8 protein-coding genes are annotated in these 15,861 nt (G+C 40.7%); 4 read left to right on the top strand and 4 right to left on the bottom strand.

What is annotated here, in order from left to right:
- Positions 1 to 31: 31 nt before the first annotated feature.
- From FHW89_RS03295 to FHW89_RS03280, 4 genes are all read left to right on the top strand, one after another.
- Positions 32 to 2,404: an ABC transporter permease gene (locus tag FHW89_RS03295; RefSeq protein ID WP_172333568.1), complete on the top strand. Its 2,373-nt coding sequence runs from the start codon at positions 32 to 34 to the stop codon at positions 2,402 to 2,404.
- 247 nt (positions 2,405 to 2,651) lie between these two features.
- Positions 2,652 to 3,329: an ABC transporter ATP-binding protein gene (locus FHW89_RS03290; protein WP_172333567.1), complete on the top strand. Its 678-nt coding sequence runs from the start codon at positions 2,652 to 2,654 to the stop codon at positions 3,327 to 3,329.
- Between the two features lie 10 nt (positions 3,330 to 3,339).
- The gene (locus FHW89_RS03285; RefSeq protein ID WP_172333566.1) at positions 3,340 to 4,773 is read left to right on the top strand and encodes a TolC family protein; all 1,434 of its coding nucleotides are present in this window, start codon (positions 3,340 to 3,342) and stop codon (positions 4,771 to 4,773) included.
- 185 nt (positions 4,774 to 4,958) lie between these two features.
- Complete coding sequence (locus FHW89_RS03280; protein WP_172333565.1) at positions 4,959 to 5,561, top strand: porin family protein; 603 nt, start codon at positions 4,959 to 4,961, stop codon at positions 5,559 to 5,561.
- Positions 5,562 to 5,854: 293 nt separating this feature from the next.
- On the opposite strand, the gene FHW89_RS03275 is transcribed toward FHW89_RS03280, so the two are convergent.
- The 4 genes from FHW89_RS03275 to mnmA all read right to left on the bottom strand — a co-directional run bounded on the left by FHW89_RS03275 (position 5,855) and on the right by mnmA (position 15,710).
- Positions 5,855 to 11,455, bottom strand: a complete 5,601-nt coding sequence (locus tag FHW89_RS03275; RefSeq protein ID WP_172333564.1) for an alpha-2-macroglobulin — start codon at positions 11,453 to 11,455, stop codon at positions 5,855 to 5,857.
- A gap of 81 nt (positions 11,456 to 11,536) precedes the next feature.
- The gene (locus FHW89_RS03270; protein WP_172333563.1) at positions 11,537 to 11,941 is read right to left on the bottom strand and encodes a hypothetical protein; all 405 of its coding nucleotides are present in this window, start codon (positions 11,939 to 11,941) and stop codon (positions 11,537 to 11,539) included.
- 96 nt (positions 11,942 to 12,037) lie between these two features.
- Positions 12,038 to 14,425 (bottom strand): type I DNA topoisomerase, encoded by a 2,388-nt coding sequence (topA, locus tag FHW89_RS03265; protein WP_172333562.1) that lies wholly within the window; start codon positions 14,423 to 14,425, stop codon positions 12,038 to 12,040.
- Between the two features lie 196 nt (positions 14,426 to 14,621).
- The gene (gene mnmA, locus FHW89_RS03260; RefSeq protein WP_172333561.1) at positions 14,622 to 15,710 is read right to left on the bottom strand and encodes a tRNA 2-thiouridine(34) synthase MnmA; all 1,089 of its coding nucleotides are present in this window, start codon (positions 15,708 to 15,710) and stop codon (positions 14,622 to 14,624) included.
- Between the last annotated feature and the right edge of the window lie 151 nt (positions 15,711 to 15,861).

Here is a 15,861-nt window from a genome sequence, read left to right as displayed (position 1 = left end):
CTGCAATTAAAGTTTTCCAATTTAAAGCATCATGATCAAAAACTATTTTAAAATAGCCTGGAGAAATTTAGTAAACAATAAGGTTTACAGCGCCATTAATATTTTAGGGCTTGCAGGTGGAATGGCCGTTGCGTTACTTATTGCCCTTTGGGTAAATAATGAATATTCATACGATAAGTTTCTTCCGAATTATGGACAACTTTATCAGGTTTGGCGCAACTTTAACAGCAATGGTGAAACACTTACTTTCAGCAGTACATCTTTAAAACTTGCCGACGCGCTTAGAAACAATTTTCCAGAAATAGAATACGCGGCCGAGACTGACGGCAACGGCTCTCATGGTTTAATGGTAGGTGAAAAAAAGTTTTATCTTAATGGTTCGCAAGTAGGCAGCGATTTTTTAAAAATGTTTCAATACCCCATGTTACAGGGAAATATGAAAGACGCGCTGAAAGATCCATATTCTATAGTGTTAACAAAAGCTACTGCTATAGCCTTATTTGGTTCTGTTAACGTTATAAATAAAACGGTACGGATTGATAACAAGAATGATTTAAAGGTAACCGGTGTGCTTGACGATTTGCCAGGTAATTCGTCTCTTCAATTCAAATACCTGATACCTTTTGCTTATATGGAAGCAACTCAAGCTTATGTAAAACAGGCGCGTAGCGGAAGTTTTGGGGCTAATGCTTTTTTGATATATGTGAAACTAAAGTCAGGGGTTTCGTATAGTCAGTTAGCTCCGAAGATAAAAAATATGGAAAAGGGTGAAAATAACATCAATGCTAAAAACTCCGAAGTTATTTTACACCCTATGCGCGACTGGCACCTGTATAACAGCTGGAAAAATGGGGTGGCTAGCGGAGGATTTATTGAATATGTAAGGATTTTTAGTATAATTGGAGTTTTGGTTTTATTGATTGCCTGCATTAACTTTATCAATCTAACAACTGCACGATCTGAAAAACGAGCCAGAGAAGTTGGTATCCGGAAGGCCATAGGCTCTCAACGCAAGCAGCTGATTTTTCAATTTTTGACAGAATCAACCATAATTACATTTATAGCATTTTTGTTTTCATTACTATTTGTACAAATAGCATTGACACCTTTTAATGCGCTTACGGGTACAACAATTGGTATTCCTGTCCAAAGCGCTCCATTTTGGTTAATAACGATCAGTTGCGTGTTGTTTACCGCACTTATTGCAGGCAGTAAGCCCGCATTTTATCTGTCATCGTTTAATCCGGTTAAAGTTTTAAAAGGGACAATACAGATAGGACGTTCTGCATCTTATTCAAGAAAAATACTAGTAGTAACGCAATTTAGCTGCTCAATAGCGCTGATCATAGGTACGATAGTAATTTACAGACAGATTCAATACGCCAAAAACCGGCCCCCCGGATACGATATTAATCGTTTACTGACTACTAGTTCTAATAGCGACCTGGGCAAAAATTATCAGGCATTAAAAGACGAATTACTACAAAGCGGTGCTGTGCAAAGTATCACTCAAGCTTCCAGTCCGGCTACTGATATTTACCTTCACAACAATATAGATCAGTGGCCAGGCAAGTTCGGCGGCGAGACCATTGAAATGGGAGTAGTTTATATTACAGGTGATTATTTTAAAACCCTGGGCATGCAAGTTAAACAAGGGAGGGAATACACAGGTATTGCTGCAGATACCTTAAACCTGGTGTTTAATGAGTCCGCTATTAAACGCTTAAGATTAAAAGAACCTCTAAGTCAACCAATACAGTATAATGGGAATAAAATGAAAATTGTTGGGGTGATGAAAGATGCTCTAATGACTTCACCGTTTGCCAAAGCCGATCCGACAATGTTTGTTTATAGTACTTATCCGCAAGATAATTTGATATATCGTTTGGCTCCAAATGTAAATCCGCATAGCGCAATTGAAAAAATCAGTTCAATATTTGCTAAATATAATCCAGCCTATCCTTTCACCTATAAATTTGTTGATGATGATTATAATCAAAAATTTAGTCAGGAAGTATTAATAGGTAAGCTATCTGGTGTTTTCGCCGCATTGGCTATATGTATCTCCTGTCTTGGCTTATTTGGGCTTGCAGCTTATATAGCAGAACAACGAACAAAAGAAATAGGTGTACGTAAGGTATTAGGTGCTACGGTGAGCCAGCTATGGTTTTTGCTATCCAAAGATTTCGTAATGTTAGTTATCATTAGTTGTATAATAGCTTCGCCTATTGCGCATTACCTCCTGCAAAATTGGTTACAGAAATATGATTACCGGATAACTATAGGGCCAGGTGTGTTCCTTGTCTCGACATTTGTGGCAATTATAATTACACTTTTAACCATTAGTTTTCAGGCCGTCAAAGCAGCGATAGCTAATCCGGTTAAAAGTTTAAGAAGCGAATAACCGAAAAGTCGAAAGTTTATTAAAAGAGGGCCTTTGGCCTTCTGAATTAAACTTTCGGCTTTTTCATTGTATCATAACCGTACGCTTCCTGTTACATAAGCGAACAGTATTTATAGCGCTTATATGATATAATGAATTGATTTATAGGTTATTAATATTTTGGTATGTTATTGATACTTGATTGGCAGAATTGAATTGATATTTTTAAACAAAAACTAATATACACCAGTCAAAATAAATACTAAAAATGCTATCACTCCAACATATCTCGAAATATTACCAGGTAAGCGGACTTAAAAATTTTGTTCTTAATGACCTTAGCCTTGAAATTGATGAGGGCGAGTTTGTATCCATCATGGGGCCATCGGGTTCTGGTAAATCATCGCTGCTTAATATCGTCGGTATGCTTGATGAACCATCCGAAGGCTATCATTACTTTGCCGGTCATGCAGTACATCAGTTGAAAGAAAAACAGCGCTCCGCTTTATATAAACAATATATTGGCTTTGTTTTTCAGGCTTACCACTTGATTGATGAGCTTACCGTTTATGAAAATATCGAAACACCGCTAATTTATCAGGATTTCAAAGGCGCTGAGCGCAAAGCCATGGTGGCCGACATATTGGATCGCTTCAACATTGTGGGCAAAAAAGATCTTTTTCCGGCACAATTATCTGGTGGACAGCAACAATTGGTGGGTATAGCCCGTGCACTGATAGCCAAACCCAAATTGCTGCTGGCAGATGAGCCTACCGGTAACCTGAATTCCAAACAAGGAGAGGAGATCATGGAGCTATTTCGTAAGCTAAATAAAGAAGATGGAGTTACTATTATCCAGGTAACGCATTCTGAAAAAAATGCTGAATACGGTTCGCGTATCATTAACCTTTTAGATGGTAAAATCGAATCATCAAAACAACTCTGATCATATCATAATGCGATACTTTAAATTTATATTTTTCGGTTTAATGGTGTTATCAGCCATCAATGTACACGCTCAAACAGATACATTAACTACCATAAGGCAATGCATAGATATTGCTATAAAAAACAACCTGGTAGTACAACAAAATGACCTTCAAATGCAGCGTCTGGGCGTGAATTATAAACAGGCTAAAGATAATTTGCTGCCAACATTAAACGGCCAGGTTGATCATAGTCTTAACAGCGGGCGTAGTATCAACGTATTTACAAACAGTTATGTAACTCAATCATATACATCGGGTAATTACAACTTAAACGCCGGCTTAACCCTGTTCAGCGGCTTGCAAAATCTGAATGCTATTAAACAAACCTCATTAGCTTACCAGGCTGGTAAAATGGATTTTCAACAGGCCAAGGACCAGGTTACTATTAACGTGATAACCGCTTATCTTTTGGTTTTGGATAATACCGAGTTATTAGCCCAGGCCTATAATCAGCTTGATGTATCCAAAAAGCAAGTTGAAAGATTGGAAATACTGGAAAAAGATGGTGCTAATAAACTACCTTCTGATTTGTATGATTTAAAAGGTACTTATGGTGATAATGAACTTAATTTGGTAACTACTAAAAATAACCTGGAAGCATCAAAATTAAACCTGATGCAGATATTAAACATTCCTTATAACAGAAACATTAAACTGGAACCTATAAGCGTACAGGATGTTGCTAAACAAACAAGTGAAAATGCCGATCAGATATTTAATACCGCTTTACAACAGCTGGCTTATATAAAGGCAGCCGAACTAAGACGGCAAAGTGCCGAAAGGGGAGTAAAAGTAGCCAAAGGGGCTTTATCACCCACTGTTTCCCTATTTGGAGGAATAACCACAAACTATTCAAGCGCCGCACAAAATTCTACAGTTATCGATTCCTCTATTGTGCAAACCAAGCAGTTTGTTAAGACTCCCACAGGAGGCGAAAGTCCAGTTTATGCAACGCAGTATAAAAACAGTTATCAAAACATAGGTTATTATGATCAGTTTAAAAATAACTATAGTACACAGTTTGGTGTTAGATTAACAGTGCCGATTTTAAATTATTTCCAAAACAGAAATAAGGTGAAGCTTGCTAAAATTGATCTGCAGGAATCAAAATATATTGAGGAAAACACTAAGAATGTATTGCGTCAGAATGTTGAACAAGCTTATGTGAACATGACGCTGGCTTATAACAGGTACAATGTATTAGTGGAGCAGGTTAAAGCATACAAAGAATCATTCAGAACAGCCGAGATCCGTTTCAATGCAGGAGTACTTACATCAGTTGATTTTGTGGTAGCCAAAAATAACTTTGATAAGGCCAACATCAATCTCATTAACGCCCGGTACGATTGCTATATCTATAACAAAGTGCTTGATTACTATATGGGACGCCTGTCCTGGTAAATTGAATTACAGTGATTCTGTAAAAAATTTATACTTTTATTCTCAGATTTTAAATCCTGATATCCGGCGTATAACGTTTTGTGTAAAATTATAAAACATTATACGCCGGATATTGCTAATTATAAAACTGTTATTTTAAAGCAGCTTTAATTTAGATCGCTTCACCTTAAAAACAACGCTCAAACATGAAAAAAACAATTATCTTAACTTTAAGTATCTGCTTATTCACTATCGGTATGGCCTCTGCCCAGATAATACCGAACTTTTCCTTTGGTGTAAAGGGCGGTTTAAATTACACTGCATTCCCGTCAAACGGCGTTTTTAATAATAGTAACCGTGCGGGTTACCTGGCGGGTGTCTGGGCAAGGGTAGGCGGTTTGGGCTTTAATTTTCAGCCAGAACTTTATGTTACCGGTAAAAACATCAAAGTAAAAGACGATCAGAACAATGAAAATACGGCTAAATTCACCAGTATCGATGTGCCTTTATTATTAGGTGGTAAAATCGGTGCATTTGGCTTGGGTGGCCGGTTTTATGGTGGCCCGGTAGTTTCGTTTGCTGTTAATAAGGATCAAAGTATTGATGATGCTGCCAACAAAGCAACCCATTTAGATTATAAAAGTGCCAACTATGGTTTTCAGATAGGTGCCGGTGTAGATATCAGCAGTTTTTCAGTTGATTTGCGCTACGAAGGTGGTTTAAATAAGATTGCCTATGGCAACGATAATTCTCATACACGGGTAAACGTTTTTAGCCTTGCATTGGCATATAAGTTATTTTCCTTATAAGGAAAACCACCCTTTATAAAAAAGAGGCTGTATCATCAATCATGATCAGCCTCTTTTTTATTTGATCTATCAGGATACTCAATCGAAAATTTGATGTAAAGCCTTGGGTTGGATTGACTCAATTAACCAAAAAGTGGGTTTACATGATTTACATACTTTATGGTTAAAACCGACTTATATTACTGATAATCAATTAGTTAATTAATTTTATCAAAAAAAAGTGTAAACCCACTTTTTGCATAAACATTATCGGTTAAATTTCAATTTACGGGCAACTCAACAGTTAATCCAACTTATTTTACCACATCATCCCATTGTCCTTTGATCAAGCTATTGATGGAGTTGTTGTACATAGCCTCGCAATATACTGCGGGTAAATAGTAATGTCCCGCGTAAGCCGCATTCAGCATTACATAATAGGTTACTTCTTTACCCTCAACCAAACTAAAATAAGTGTTTACCCTGTCGTCCCGTACATCTCGATAGTCAGATGGAGATGATTTGAATACCTCATCGTTATTCAGCATCCGGCTGTTTAATATTTCCCAACCCGACGGGAATATCTGCGTAAGGGCCAGGTTATCATATCTGCCACGTCTGCCCGGATTTTTGATATTTACCTGGGCCACAAAGTCGGTGCCTTGTTTTAAGGTTGTAGGATCAATAGGCTTACCATTCATGGTAAAATAACCCACTCTCATTTCCATCACCTGCGGGTCAATAAAGGTTTTTACAGCAAGCCCGGATGATGGCTGGCCTTTTTGTATCAATCTTATATATAGCTTGTTGCTACCATTGTTCTTAACCATTACTTTCCCACCGTTGACGGCTAAAGCTGCCTGCCACATATAGGAAGCCGAACTGATATTGCCTTTTGATACCCCGCCGTCATAGCTAAAAGTAAGCTTACTGCCTGCTTTGTTTTGTCCACAATATTGCGCAATGGCAATAAGTGAGTAAGCTGTGGTTTGCGTACTATACCAATCATCCTGGGATAATCTCGAAGCAACAGTACGTAATAATCCGGCTGCTTTTTGCTGTTGACCCAATAGGGTAAGTGTTTCCAGGATCATCGCCTCATCACGCAGATCGGATCCATAAGTTCCATACATCGTATAATATGGTTTTATGGTAGTTGGCAAATTAGTGATCATCCGTAAACCCGCCTCGGGTTGCCCGGCAAGTTTATAAGCAGCTGCCAGGCGCCATCTGGCCTCGATACTTATATATTTAAACTCCCTGAGCCGGTTCATAGCACCTAATTCGGGAGCACCAGCTAAGGCTAGCAGATACAGACGATAGGCCTGGTTCAGATCATCGCCATAAAATTTATGCGGATCAGGAGCCCAGGTTTGCGCTTTTTGCTTTTGATATTTTTTCCACTGCTCAATAAAACCAATAGGCATGCTGTAACCTTTAGCCTGGGCTGCCAGCATAAAATGGCCCGCATAGTTGGTTCCCCATTCGTCAGCGTCGCCATAGCCTGGCCAGTAGCTCAATCCGCCGCCCTGTATCTGGAACCCATTGAGCCTGCTGATGGTGGCTTTGATATTACGTTCGGCCTCAGCCTTTTGAATAGGTGAGAGGTCAAGCAGTTGCCCCAAATACAATTGCGGAAACGCCGAAGATGTGGTTTGCTCTACACAACCATGCGGGTAAGCTATCAGGTAATCAAGCCGCTTACTCAGATTTAAAGAGGGAATAGATGCAATTTCGAGCGTATTTTTATTGGTACCGCTGATACCAATAGCCTGATATGCCGTATTCCAGATCTCACCCGGTTTAAGTTCCTTTTCCAATACACGGGTTACTGGTGGATTAGGGTTGCGTACATTCAGCTCCACATCATACGCAGCGGTTTCTGAACCACTTTTGGCTATGATCTTTACATTACCTACACCTACAAAATCCTTAACATCCAAATCAAACGTAACCAGCTGATCCCCTGTTTTAGCAAAGGTTATCGTTTTGGAATTATTACCAGCCAGATTACTGAATGCGTTTGATTGAACAGATACGGTAACCGTTTTAATGTTAGGCTCCATCGCGAATACAGTAACAGGTAACTGCACTTTTTCTGTAGGGCCAAGTACACGCGGTAATGTGGCCAATATCATCAATGGTTTTTTCACGGCTACAGCCTTGTCAGCAAAGCCATAGCTGCCATCGTGCCCGGCAATTACCATAGCCTTAACAGAACCTACGTATTGAGGCAGTTTAAAGGGTGTGGTTTGCTTTTCGCCTTTGCCAAGGTGAAATGGCCCAAGGAATTTTACAACAGGCTTAAAACGGTTTACAGATACGTTTTTGTTGGTGCCCAGGTTTCCATCACCACCGATGCTTAAAATTCGTTCCAAACCGCCGCCGAACGCGCCTATCACATAATCAAACAGATCCCAAGTTTTTACGCCCAGTGCCTCCCGGGCATAAAATGCTTCATGTGGGTTAGGCGTTTTATAATTGGTGATATCCAGTAAACCCTCATCAACAATGGCAATGGTATAGGTCATTTCCTTGCCAGATGCCTCGGATACGGTAATAGCCGACTGTGTTTCGGGGCGGATCTTATCGGGCATACTGATCACCGGTTTCAGGATGGTTTCCGGGTTATCAACCTGTAAGGGAATAGCGCCATACATACGGATTGGCAGATCGTTAACTGTTTGCGAGTGTCTTTGTAATAAAGTAACATTCACAAATACATTCGGGGCCATGGTTTCATCAACCGTAAATCGATACTGAGTTTGCCCTTTTTTAGTATCTATCCAAGTGGTTCTTAAAACCTTGCTGCCATTTTCAAAGCTGATCAATGCGCGACCAGCAGCTGCGGTTGGTATAGTTAACGTGGCCTGCTCGCCAACGTTATAGCTGGTTTTGTCGGATGTGAACGATAGCATAGCTGCTTCGGTAGGGTTGGTTTGCTGTAACCTTTCCGACCAGTTTGGCCAGTCCATATAAATGAATTTTCCGGTAGAGTGTCCGGTTTGCTCATCCTTCACCTTGACCAGGTAACGGCCCCAATCGGCTTTAGGTACACGTAACGTCCATTTACCATGTCCATTGGTAACCTGCACGGATGCAGCTTTGATGAGTTTATTATATTTATCCTGCGTAAACTTGCTTGTCTCATTGCCGGTTTGATCCCACCACCAACGCCATTGTACTTTGTACAGTTCCAACTGCACAGTACGGGTACCGGCCAGCGCGTTACCGTGTACATCTACATCCGCAATATCAATCTGGTGATCCTTATCCGTAACCAACATCCCCGAAAGCTCGCTGCCCTGGGGTGTTTTTATGCCTACATAGCCTGAGTATACGTTATAGGGTAATGTTGTTTGCTGTATGCTGAAATTTCCTCCCGGCTCAAATACTTTAACCAGGAAATTGGCCCTTAACTGTCCCGGGGCCTGTTTTTCTACGTTGATATTGGCATCTACATTTGCCACACCATCGGCACTGAGTTTGCCATCAAATACAGTTTGAGTTTGTGTATTAAAGGCCAGTGTCGGATCGTCAAAAACATAATCTTCGTATTTTTTGAAGCTGGTGGTTTGCGGCGTTAAAAACGCGTCGACCTTGGCTTTGAGGTTTTGTGCAGCCCCTCCAAACAACCATTGCGCACTTAGCTTGCCATTGGCATTATTGCCTTTGGTTAGCTCCGCAGCTCCGCCAAATGAAAGACTTAGCTTCATTCGGTTAGGCATAATGGTCTCTACCTTGATCTTCTTTTCAAACAAAGCGCCGCCAACTTTTACCTTGGCTGTCCAGTTGCCGGTAGGCGAGGAGGTTTCTGTAGCGGTATGGAAACTGTAAAAACCATCCAAAGCAGTTGTTTTGGTAATACGTTTGTATAACTTGCCATTGGGATCATATAACTCAAACTGAACCGGATGATCTGGCGGCAATGTTTTTAGTTTATCTTCCAGTATAAAGGATGTATATATGGAGTCGCCAGGACGCCATACACCACGGTCGCCATAAATAAAACCTTTAAGGCCGCTTTGAATCTCTTCGCCACCTACATTAAAACGGGCGAGTGGGAGGGAACTACCATCATCCAGTTTCAGGTAACCACGTTGAGCGCCTTTTTTAGCCACCAGCAAATAAGGTTTACGTTTAAGATCAAACTTTACTATACCATCTCCACCCGATGTGGTTTTGTAAATCACTTGTTTTTGATAATCCAGTAATTCCATATCCACGCCACTCATAGGCTGGGCGCTTAAAATATCGGTTACCGCCACCAGCATGCTATTGTTAGTGCCGCGTTTAGCAATAAGGCCAATGTTTGATGCTATAATGTTGCGCGTTGCCCAACGCTCTTTGGTGAAGTAGGATGGGGTACAAGGATTGTTCCTGTCCTGCCAGTTATAACCTTCAGGATAAAAATTATCATACCGCGACCAAAAGTCGTCATCCTCGTCGTTTACCTTGCTATTATCGTTGTAATATTCGCTTTCGTTATATACATCTTCGTCGCTGCTATTACTTTTTACGCCTGCTGATGGGACACTACAGTTATACAAAGAGTATTCTTTCCTGAAACCGATCACGACACGGTAGATCGCACCTGGTTCTGTGCGGATCATCTGGTCGAGATCCAGCATAAAGCGATTCTTCTTATTCAGATTAAGTGCTTTATCATTATCAAGCCTGATGGTTTTTTGAACTATAGGTTTACCTACCTGGCGTAGTTCCTGCCCTCCATCAAAGCCATTGCTCTGAAAATACTGGGGTACGTTGCTTTCATATATTTTAATGATGCTAACATCAACAGCATTCAGATTCACGGCCTCAAAAGGCATCATTAATTTTCCGGAATCGGGGAGGATAACACCTTTGCCAGGTATGGTTATATCCGGTAGCCTGTTCTCAAAAAACACACTGGCAGTATAGGTTTTCGTGATTTTTTTGTGTGATATATTTTCAATACCCTCATTTACAAAAATGCTGTAATTACCCTGAAGACTCTCGGGCGAATAAACTTTCACGGTACTACCGTCAATGGTATAAGCTGGGTCGGTAATGTTATTGATACCTATCAAACCATTCAACTCCTGTCCAACCAATATATTATCGGAAAATTGCACCAATACATATTGATCATTATCCTGTACGGCGCGTATATCCAATACTCTGAAATCGCCTATCGCCGGCACATCAAAATGTTGGTTACCTTTTTTATCAACATTAAGGCTACCGCCATCCCAATTGATAGTGACTGCAGTTACCTTATTCGCCTGTCTTTTTAATCCTGTTATTTTAAAATGATGAGCTTTGGTTCCCGTATTATGTTCCCAGCTTATTTTAACAGGAAATTCATAATTAACCGTTACCAATTTTTCAACAAGGGCCGGATCTTCTGTATCAGCAGTCTGAATGGTACCATCCAGTTTCATTTCATCGATAGAGGTATTTGTGGCGGTTGTTAAACCAGCAAAACTTACGTTAAAGTCGGGTTTCACTACCTGAAAACCGAACTTGAAATGGTCAAACTGATGTGGTACCTCGATCAATTTACCCAGATCAAAATCTACCGTGTATGTTTTTTCGGGATCAAGTTTATCAGTAGGCTTAAATTCAATAGTACGTGCGTCGACCCAATGGGCTTTACCTTTTACAGAGGGCGAGAGATCAAAAAGACCATCGCTTAGTTGTTCATTTTGTTGATGGGTAACCTGTACTTGCCCGGCCAAACGAATGCGAATGGTGCTTTCTTTTGAGATAACCCCGGTAGTATATGATTCAATATATTTACTAAATGCAGGATCTACAGTCGTTTTTTTACGACCGATAGCAATTAAGTAAACAACTAATAAGATGAGTGCAAGTGATGCACCTAAGGTAATGATGCTTTTACGCCTGCGGAATCTGGTATATCCGTTCTCCATGGAATAGGTTTATTTATGGTCATGTAAATTATGAAATTTATGAGAATAAATAATTTAAACGGAAACTTATTTTATGCAGGATTATCGTATCATAACACCTGGTTTATTCAAAACCGGCAGCTTGATGAAATTCATTTCGACTATACTTTCGGGCAAAAAAATGAATTTTTTATCGTAGATGTTTTTACCAATATAATAACTGAGCCAATACTCATTATTAAGGCCAAAGGTTTGTTCGTCAATGGGTTCAATAAGCTTAAATGCCTGCCCGGGAACTTCCGGGAACATGTGTCTTAGTGTTGACGTTTTTACCTGTACACCGTCCTTTTCACCATAACCTTTGGATGTAACCAGCACATTTTCAATAGGCTCATTCTTGAGGTTGATGAGATATACATACCATACTTTGCTTTCTATATTCTCACTTTCCAAGGCAACCGCAACTGCAATATCCTGTACGTTATTTTCGGGGAGGTCTTTTATCATGTTTAGTTTATTGGGTGAATGGTTGATTAGGTGAGTAGTTAAATAAAATGATAAAAAAACTATTCACTTAATCAACGTAATAAACCATTCACTAAATTATTTCTTTTTTGCTGCCGCTTTTTTCTTTGCCGGTGCTTTAGCCGCCGGTTTTGCTGCCGACGCTTTACCAAAACGCCCTTTTTTTGCATCTTTCGGTGTAGCATCAGCCAGGGCCTTGCAATCTTCGTAGGTAAGCGTCAATGGATCTTTATCCTTGGGGATCTTCACATTGAGCTTTCCAAATTCAATATAAGGGCCCCAACGGCCATTAAGCACCTTAACCTCGGGATCTTCGTCAAAAGATTTGATCAGTTTCTCGGCATCTTTTTTACGTTTGGCATTGATCAGTTCTATGGCCTGTCCTTCGGTAACGTCCAGTGGATCAATTTCCTTGGGTAAAGAAACAAACGCACTGTTATGGCTGATATAAGGCCCGAAACGACCGATAGCCACTTTCATCACCTTGCCTTCATACTCACCAACAACTTTTGGTAATTTAAACAACTCCAGTGCTTCATCAAGGCTGATAGTTTCTATACTCTGGCCATTTCTTAAACTCGCGTAAAGTGGCTTTTCTTCGTTTTCTTCCGTAGCACTGTCACCTACCTGTACAAAGGGGCCGTAACGACCGATGCGTACGGATATTTTTTTGCCACTTTCCGGATGCACGCCTAATTCACGCTCACCGGTAGCTTTATCTGCGGTTTCAATGGTGCTTTGAACTTCTTTATGAAAAGGGTTATAAAAATCATGGAGCATGTCTGTCCATTCCTTTAAACCCTGTGCTATTTCATCAAATTGTTTTTCAACGCTTGCCGTAAAGTTAAAATCAACAATACCTTTAAAATACTGAACCAGAAAATCATTCACTACAGCACCAATATCGGTAGGGAAAAGTTTGCCTCGTTCTGCGCCTGTATTTTCTGTTTTATTCTCTTTTAGGATCGCATCGCCCTTTAATGTCAATACCCTGAAGTTGCGTGTTTTTCCTTCACGCTCTTCCTTAACCACATAACCACGGTTCTGGATAGTTGAAATAGTAGGGGCGTACGTTGATGGACGACCGATACCTAACTCTTCCAGCTTTTTAACCAAACTGGCCTCTGTATAACGTGCTGGTGGACGAGAGAAACGTTCGGTTGCCGACATTTCCTGTAATGCCAAGCGCTGGCCTTTTGTTAATGGCGGAAGCATAACGTTCTCACCATCCTGTTGTGTATCATCTTCCTCGTCTTCCGATTCCAGATACACTTTCAGGAAACCATCAAACTTCATTACTTCGCCATTGGCGGTCAGTTCTTCTTTGCGGCTGGAGATGCTGATCTTCGCGGTTGTTTTTTCAAACTGCGCCTCACTCATCTGCGAAGCAATAGCGCGTTTCCAGATCAGCTCATACAAGCGTTTTTCGGATGAATCGCCATCAATGGTATGATTATTAAAATAAGTTGGCCTTATTGCCTCGTGCGCTTCCTGGGCACTGGCATTTTTGGTTTTATATTTACGGTGCTGGTGATATTTTTCACCATAAGCCGAAACGATCTCTTGCTGAGCAGCATTCAAAGCGGTTTCTGACAAGTTAACCGAGTCGGTACGCATATAGGTAATATTACCTGATTCGTATAGCTTTTGAGCAACCTGCATGGTACGGGCTACCGAATAGCCCAATTTTCTGCTGGCTTCCTGTTGTAACGTAGAGGTTGTGAACGGCGCCGCGGGTGAGCGTTTTGCCGGTTTCGTTTCTAACGACCGAACATCAAAATCGGCCGCGATACAATCAGCCAGGAACTTTTCGGCATCTTCCTGCTGGCTAAAACGTTCGGGAAGTTCGGCTTTAAATGCTTCTTTACCTTTACCAAATATGGCTACTATTTTAAAAGCAGCTTCTGACTTAAACTTATTGATCTCTCTTTCGCGATCAACGATAAGCCTTACAGCTACAGATTGTACGCGACCAGCAGACAAAGACGGTTTTACTTTTTTCCATAAAACGGGGGAGAGCTCAAAACCCACCAATCTGTCCAATACACGACGGGCTTGCTGGGCATTAACCAGGTTGTAATCAATTTTACGTGGTGTATCAATAGCTTTTAAAATAGCTGGCTTGGTTATCTCATGAAAAACAATGCGCTTGGTTGTGGCATCTTTTAAACCCAGTGTTTCAAATAAATGCCAGGATATGGCTTCACCCTCGCGGTCCTCGTCCGATGCGAGCCAAACCATTTCGGCTTCTTTAGCTAATTTCTTTAATTCGCTGACAACTTGCTTTTTATCGGCCGGTACTTCATATTTCTGGGTGAAGTTATTAGCAATATCTATTGCGTCTTCAGACTTTACCAGGTCACGGATATGACCATAGCTCGATTTAACCGTAAAGTCTTTCCCAAGATATCCTTCGATGGTTTTGGCTTTCGCCGGAGATTCAACTATGAGTAGGTTTTTGGCCATTTAAGCAGTTATTTTTTTGCAAATAAAACATAAAGAAAGTGAAACGCAAATTTGTTTTGGTAAAAGCTTATAAGCTTTTACGGCTAAACGTATAAATAGTTGGAATGCAGGATTATTCGTAAAGCGGAGTTTTAAGGCGTTTTGGCAATTAAAAGCATACGGCAACAAGATGCCATTAGCAAGCAATATAGAAGGCCTACATTAGGAAGCCACCACCCAAAAGATCATTTCCTTCATAAAAGACAGCCGACTGTCCCGGTGCTATGCCTGAAACGTTATGATGGAAATCAACTTTCATATGTTCGCCCATTTGTACAATGCTGCTTTGCATACCCGCATCTTTGTAGCGTATTTTGGTAATAGCTTCTAAAGGCTCATTGATAGTGGCATATTTAACCAGATTAAGGTTTTTAACCCAGGCTTGTTTGCGTTCCAGTTCATCTGCCGTACCTAAAACAACAGTATTAGTATGTGGATCTATAGCCGTAACAAACATTGGATGTCCCAAAGCTATGCCCAAACCTTTACGTTGCCCTATAGTGTAAAACGGATAGCCCTGATGTTTGCCCACTACAGTGCCATTGGTGAGCGTAAAGTTACCCGGGCCTATACGATCATCCAGATCTTCTACTTTGTGTCTTAAAAAGGCTCTATAGTCGTTATCGGGTACAAAACATATCTCATAGCTTTCGCTTTTGCCGGCAAGTTCAATCTGTCCCATATCCAAGGCCATTTGTCTGATCTCGGGCTTAGAAAAACTGCCTAAAGGGAATTTTGTACGTGCAAGGTTCTGCTGAGATACACCCCATAATACATATGATTGATCTTTATTTTCGTCTTTTCCCTTTGATATCACATAGCGGCCATTATCCTGCAAACGGATATTAGCGTAGTGGCCTGTAGCAATAAATTCACAGTCGAGTTTATCGGCACGCTTTAAAAGCGCATCCCATTTGATGTGGGTGTTGCAAAGCACACATGGGTTAGGGGTACGGCCTGCCAGATACTCATCCACAAAGTTGTCGATCACAAAATCGCCAAATTCACTTCTGATATCTAATATATAATGAGGGAAGCCATAACCCACTGCCAGTGCACGGGCATCATTGATGCTGTCAAGGCTGCAGCAGCCGGTTTCCTTTGAGCTACCACCAGATGAGGCATAGTCCCAGGTTTTCATAGTAAGGCCAATAACTTCATAGCCCTGTTCATGCAACATCACTGCCGCTACCGAACTATCAACCCCCCCGCTCATTGCCACTAAGATCCTGCCATGCTTACTCATAATTTTGCAAAGATACCTTTTTGATCTTGATGTCAATACTTTATTGGTCAGCCGAGGGTAAAATGGAGAAACCTATTAAATCTCAATAACCCGTTGGCGGAATTAATTTGCCGCCCTAAATGCCAATATAGTGTATAAATGAAAAAATGCA

It is taken from the genome of Mucilaginibacter sp. SG564 (genome assembly GCF_013149275.1).
Taxonomy (GTDB): domain Bacteria; phylum Bacteroidota; class Bacteroidia; order Sphingobacteriales; family Sphingobacteriaceae; genus Mucilaginibacter.
The sequence above is the reverse complement of the archived record's forward strand: the minus strand, read 5'-3'. Positions and strand labels throughout refer to the sequence as shown.

What these genes read in the sequence shown, in the direction of transcription:
- FHW89_RS03295 (WP_172333568.1), top strand. Translation starts at nt 32, where the DNA reads ATGATCAAAAACTATTTTAAAATAGCCTGGAGAAATTTAGTAAACAAT.
- FHW89_RS03290 (WP_172333567.1), top strand. Translation starts at nt 2,652, where the DNA reads ATGCTATCACTCCAACATATCTCGAAATATTACCAGGTAAGCGGACTT.
- FHW89_RS03285 (WP_172333566.1), top strand. Translation starts at nt 3,340, where the DNA reads ATGCGATACTTTAAATTTATATTTTTCGGTTTAATGGTGTTATCAGCC.
- FHW89_RS03280 (WP_172333565.1), top strand. Translation starts at nt 4,959, where the DNA reads ATGAAAAAAACAATTATCTTAACTTTAAGTATCTGCTTATTCACTATC.
- FHW89_RS03275 (WP_172333564.1), bottom strand. Translation starts at nt 11,455, where the DNA reads ATGGAGAACGGATATACCAGATTCCGCAGGCGTAAAAGCATCATTACC.
- FHW89_RS03270 (WP_172333563.1), bottom strand. Translation starts at nt 11,941, where the DNA reads ATGATAAAAGACCTCCCCGAAAATAACGTACAGGATATTGCAGTTGCG.
- topA (WP_172333562.1), bottom strand. Translation starts at nt 14,425, where the DNA reads ATGGCCAAAAACCTACTCATAGTTGAATCTCCGGCGAAAGCCAAAACC.
- mnmA (WP_172333561.1), bottom strand. Translation starts at nt 15,710, where the DNA reads ATGAGTAAGCATGGCAGGATCTTAGTGGCAATGAGCGGGGGGGTTGAT.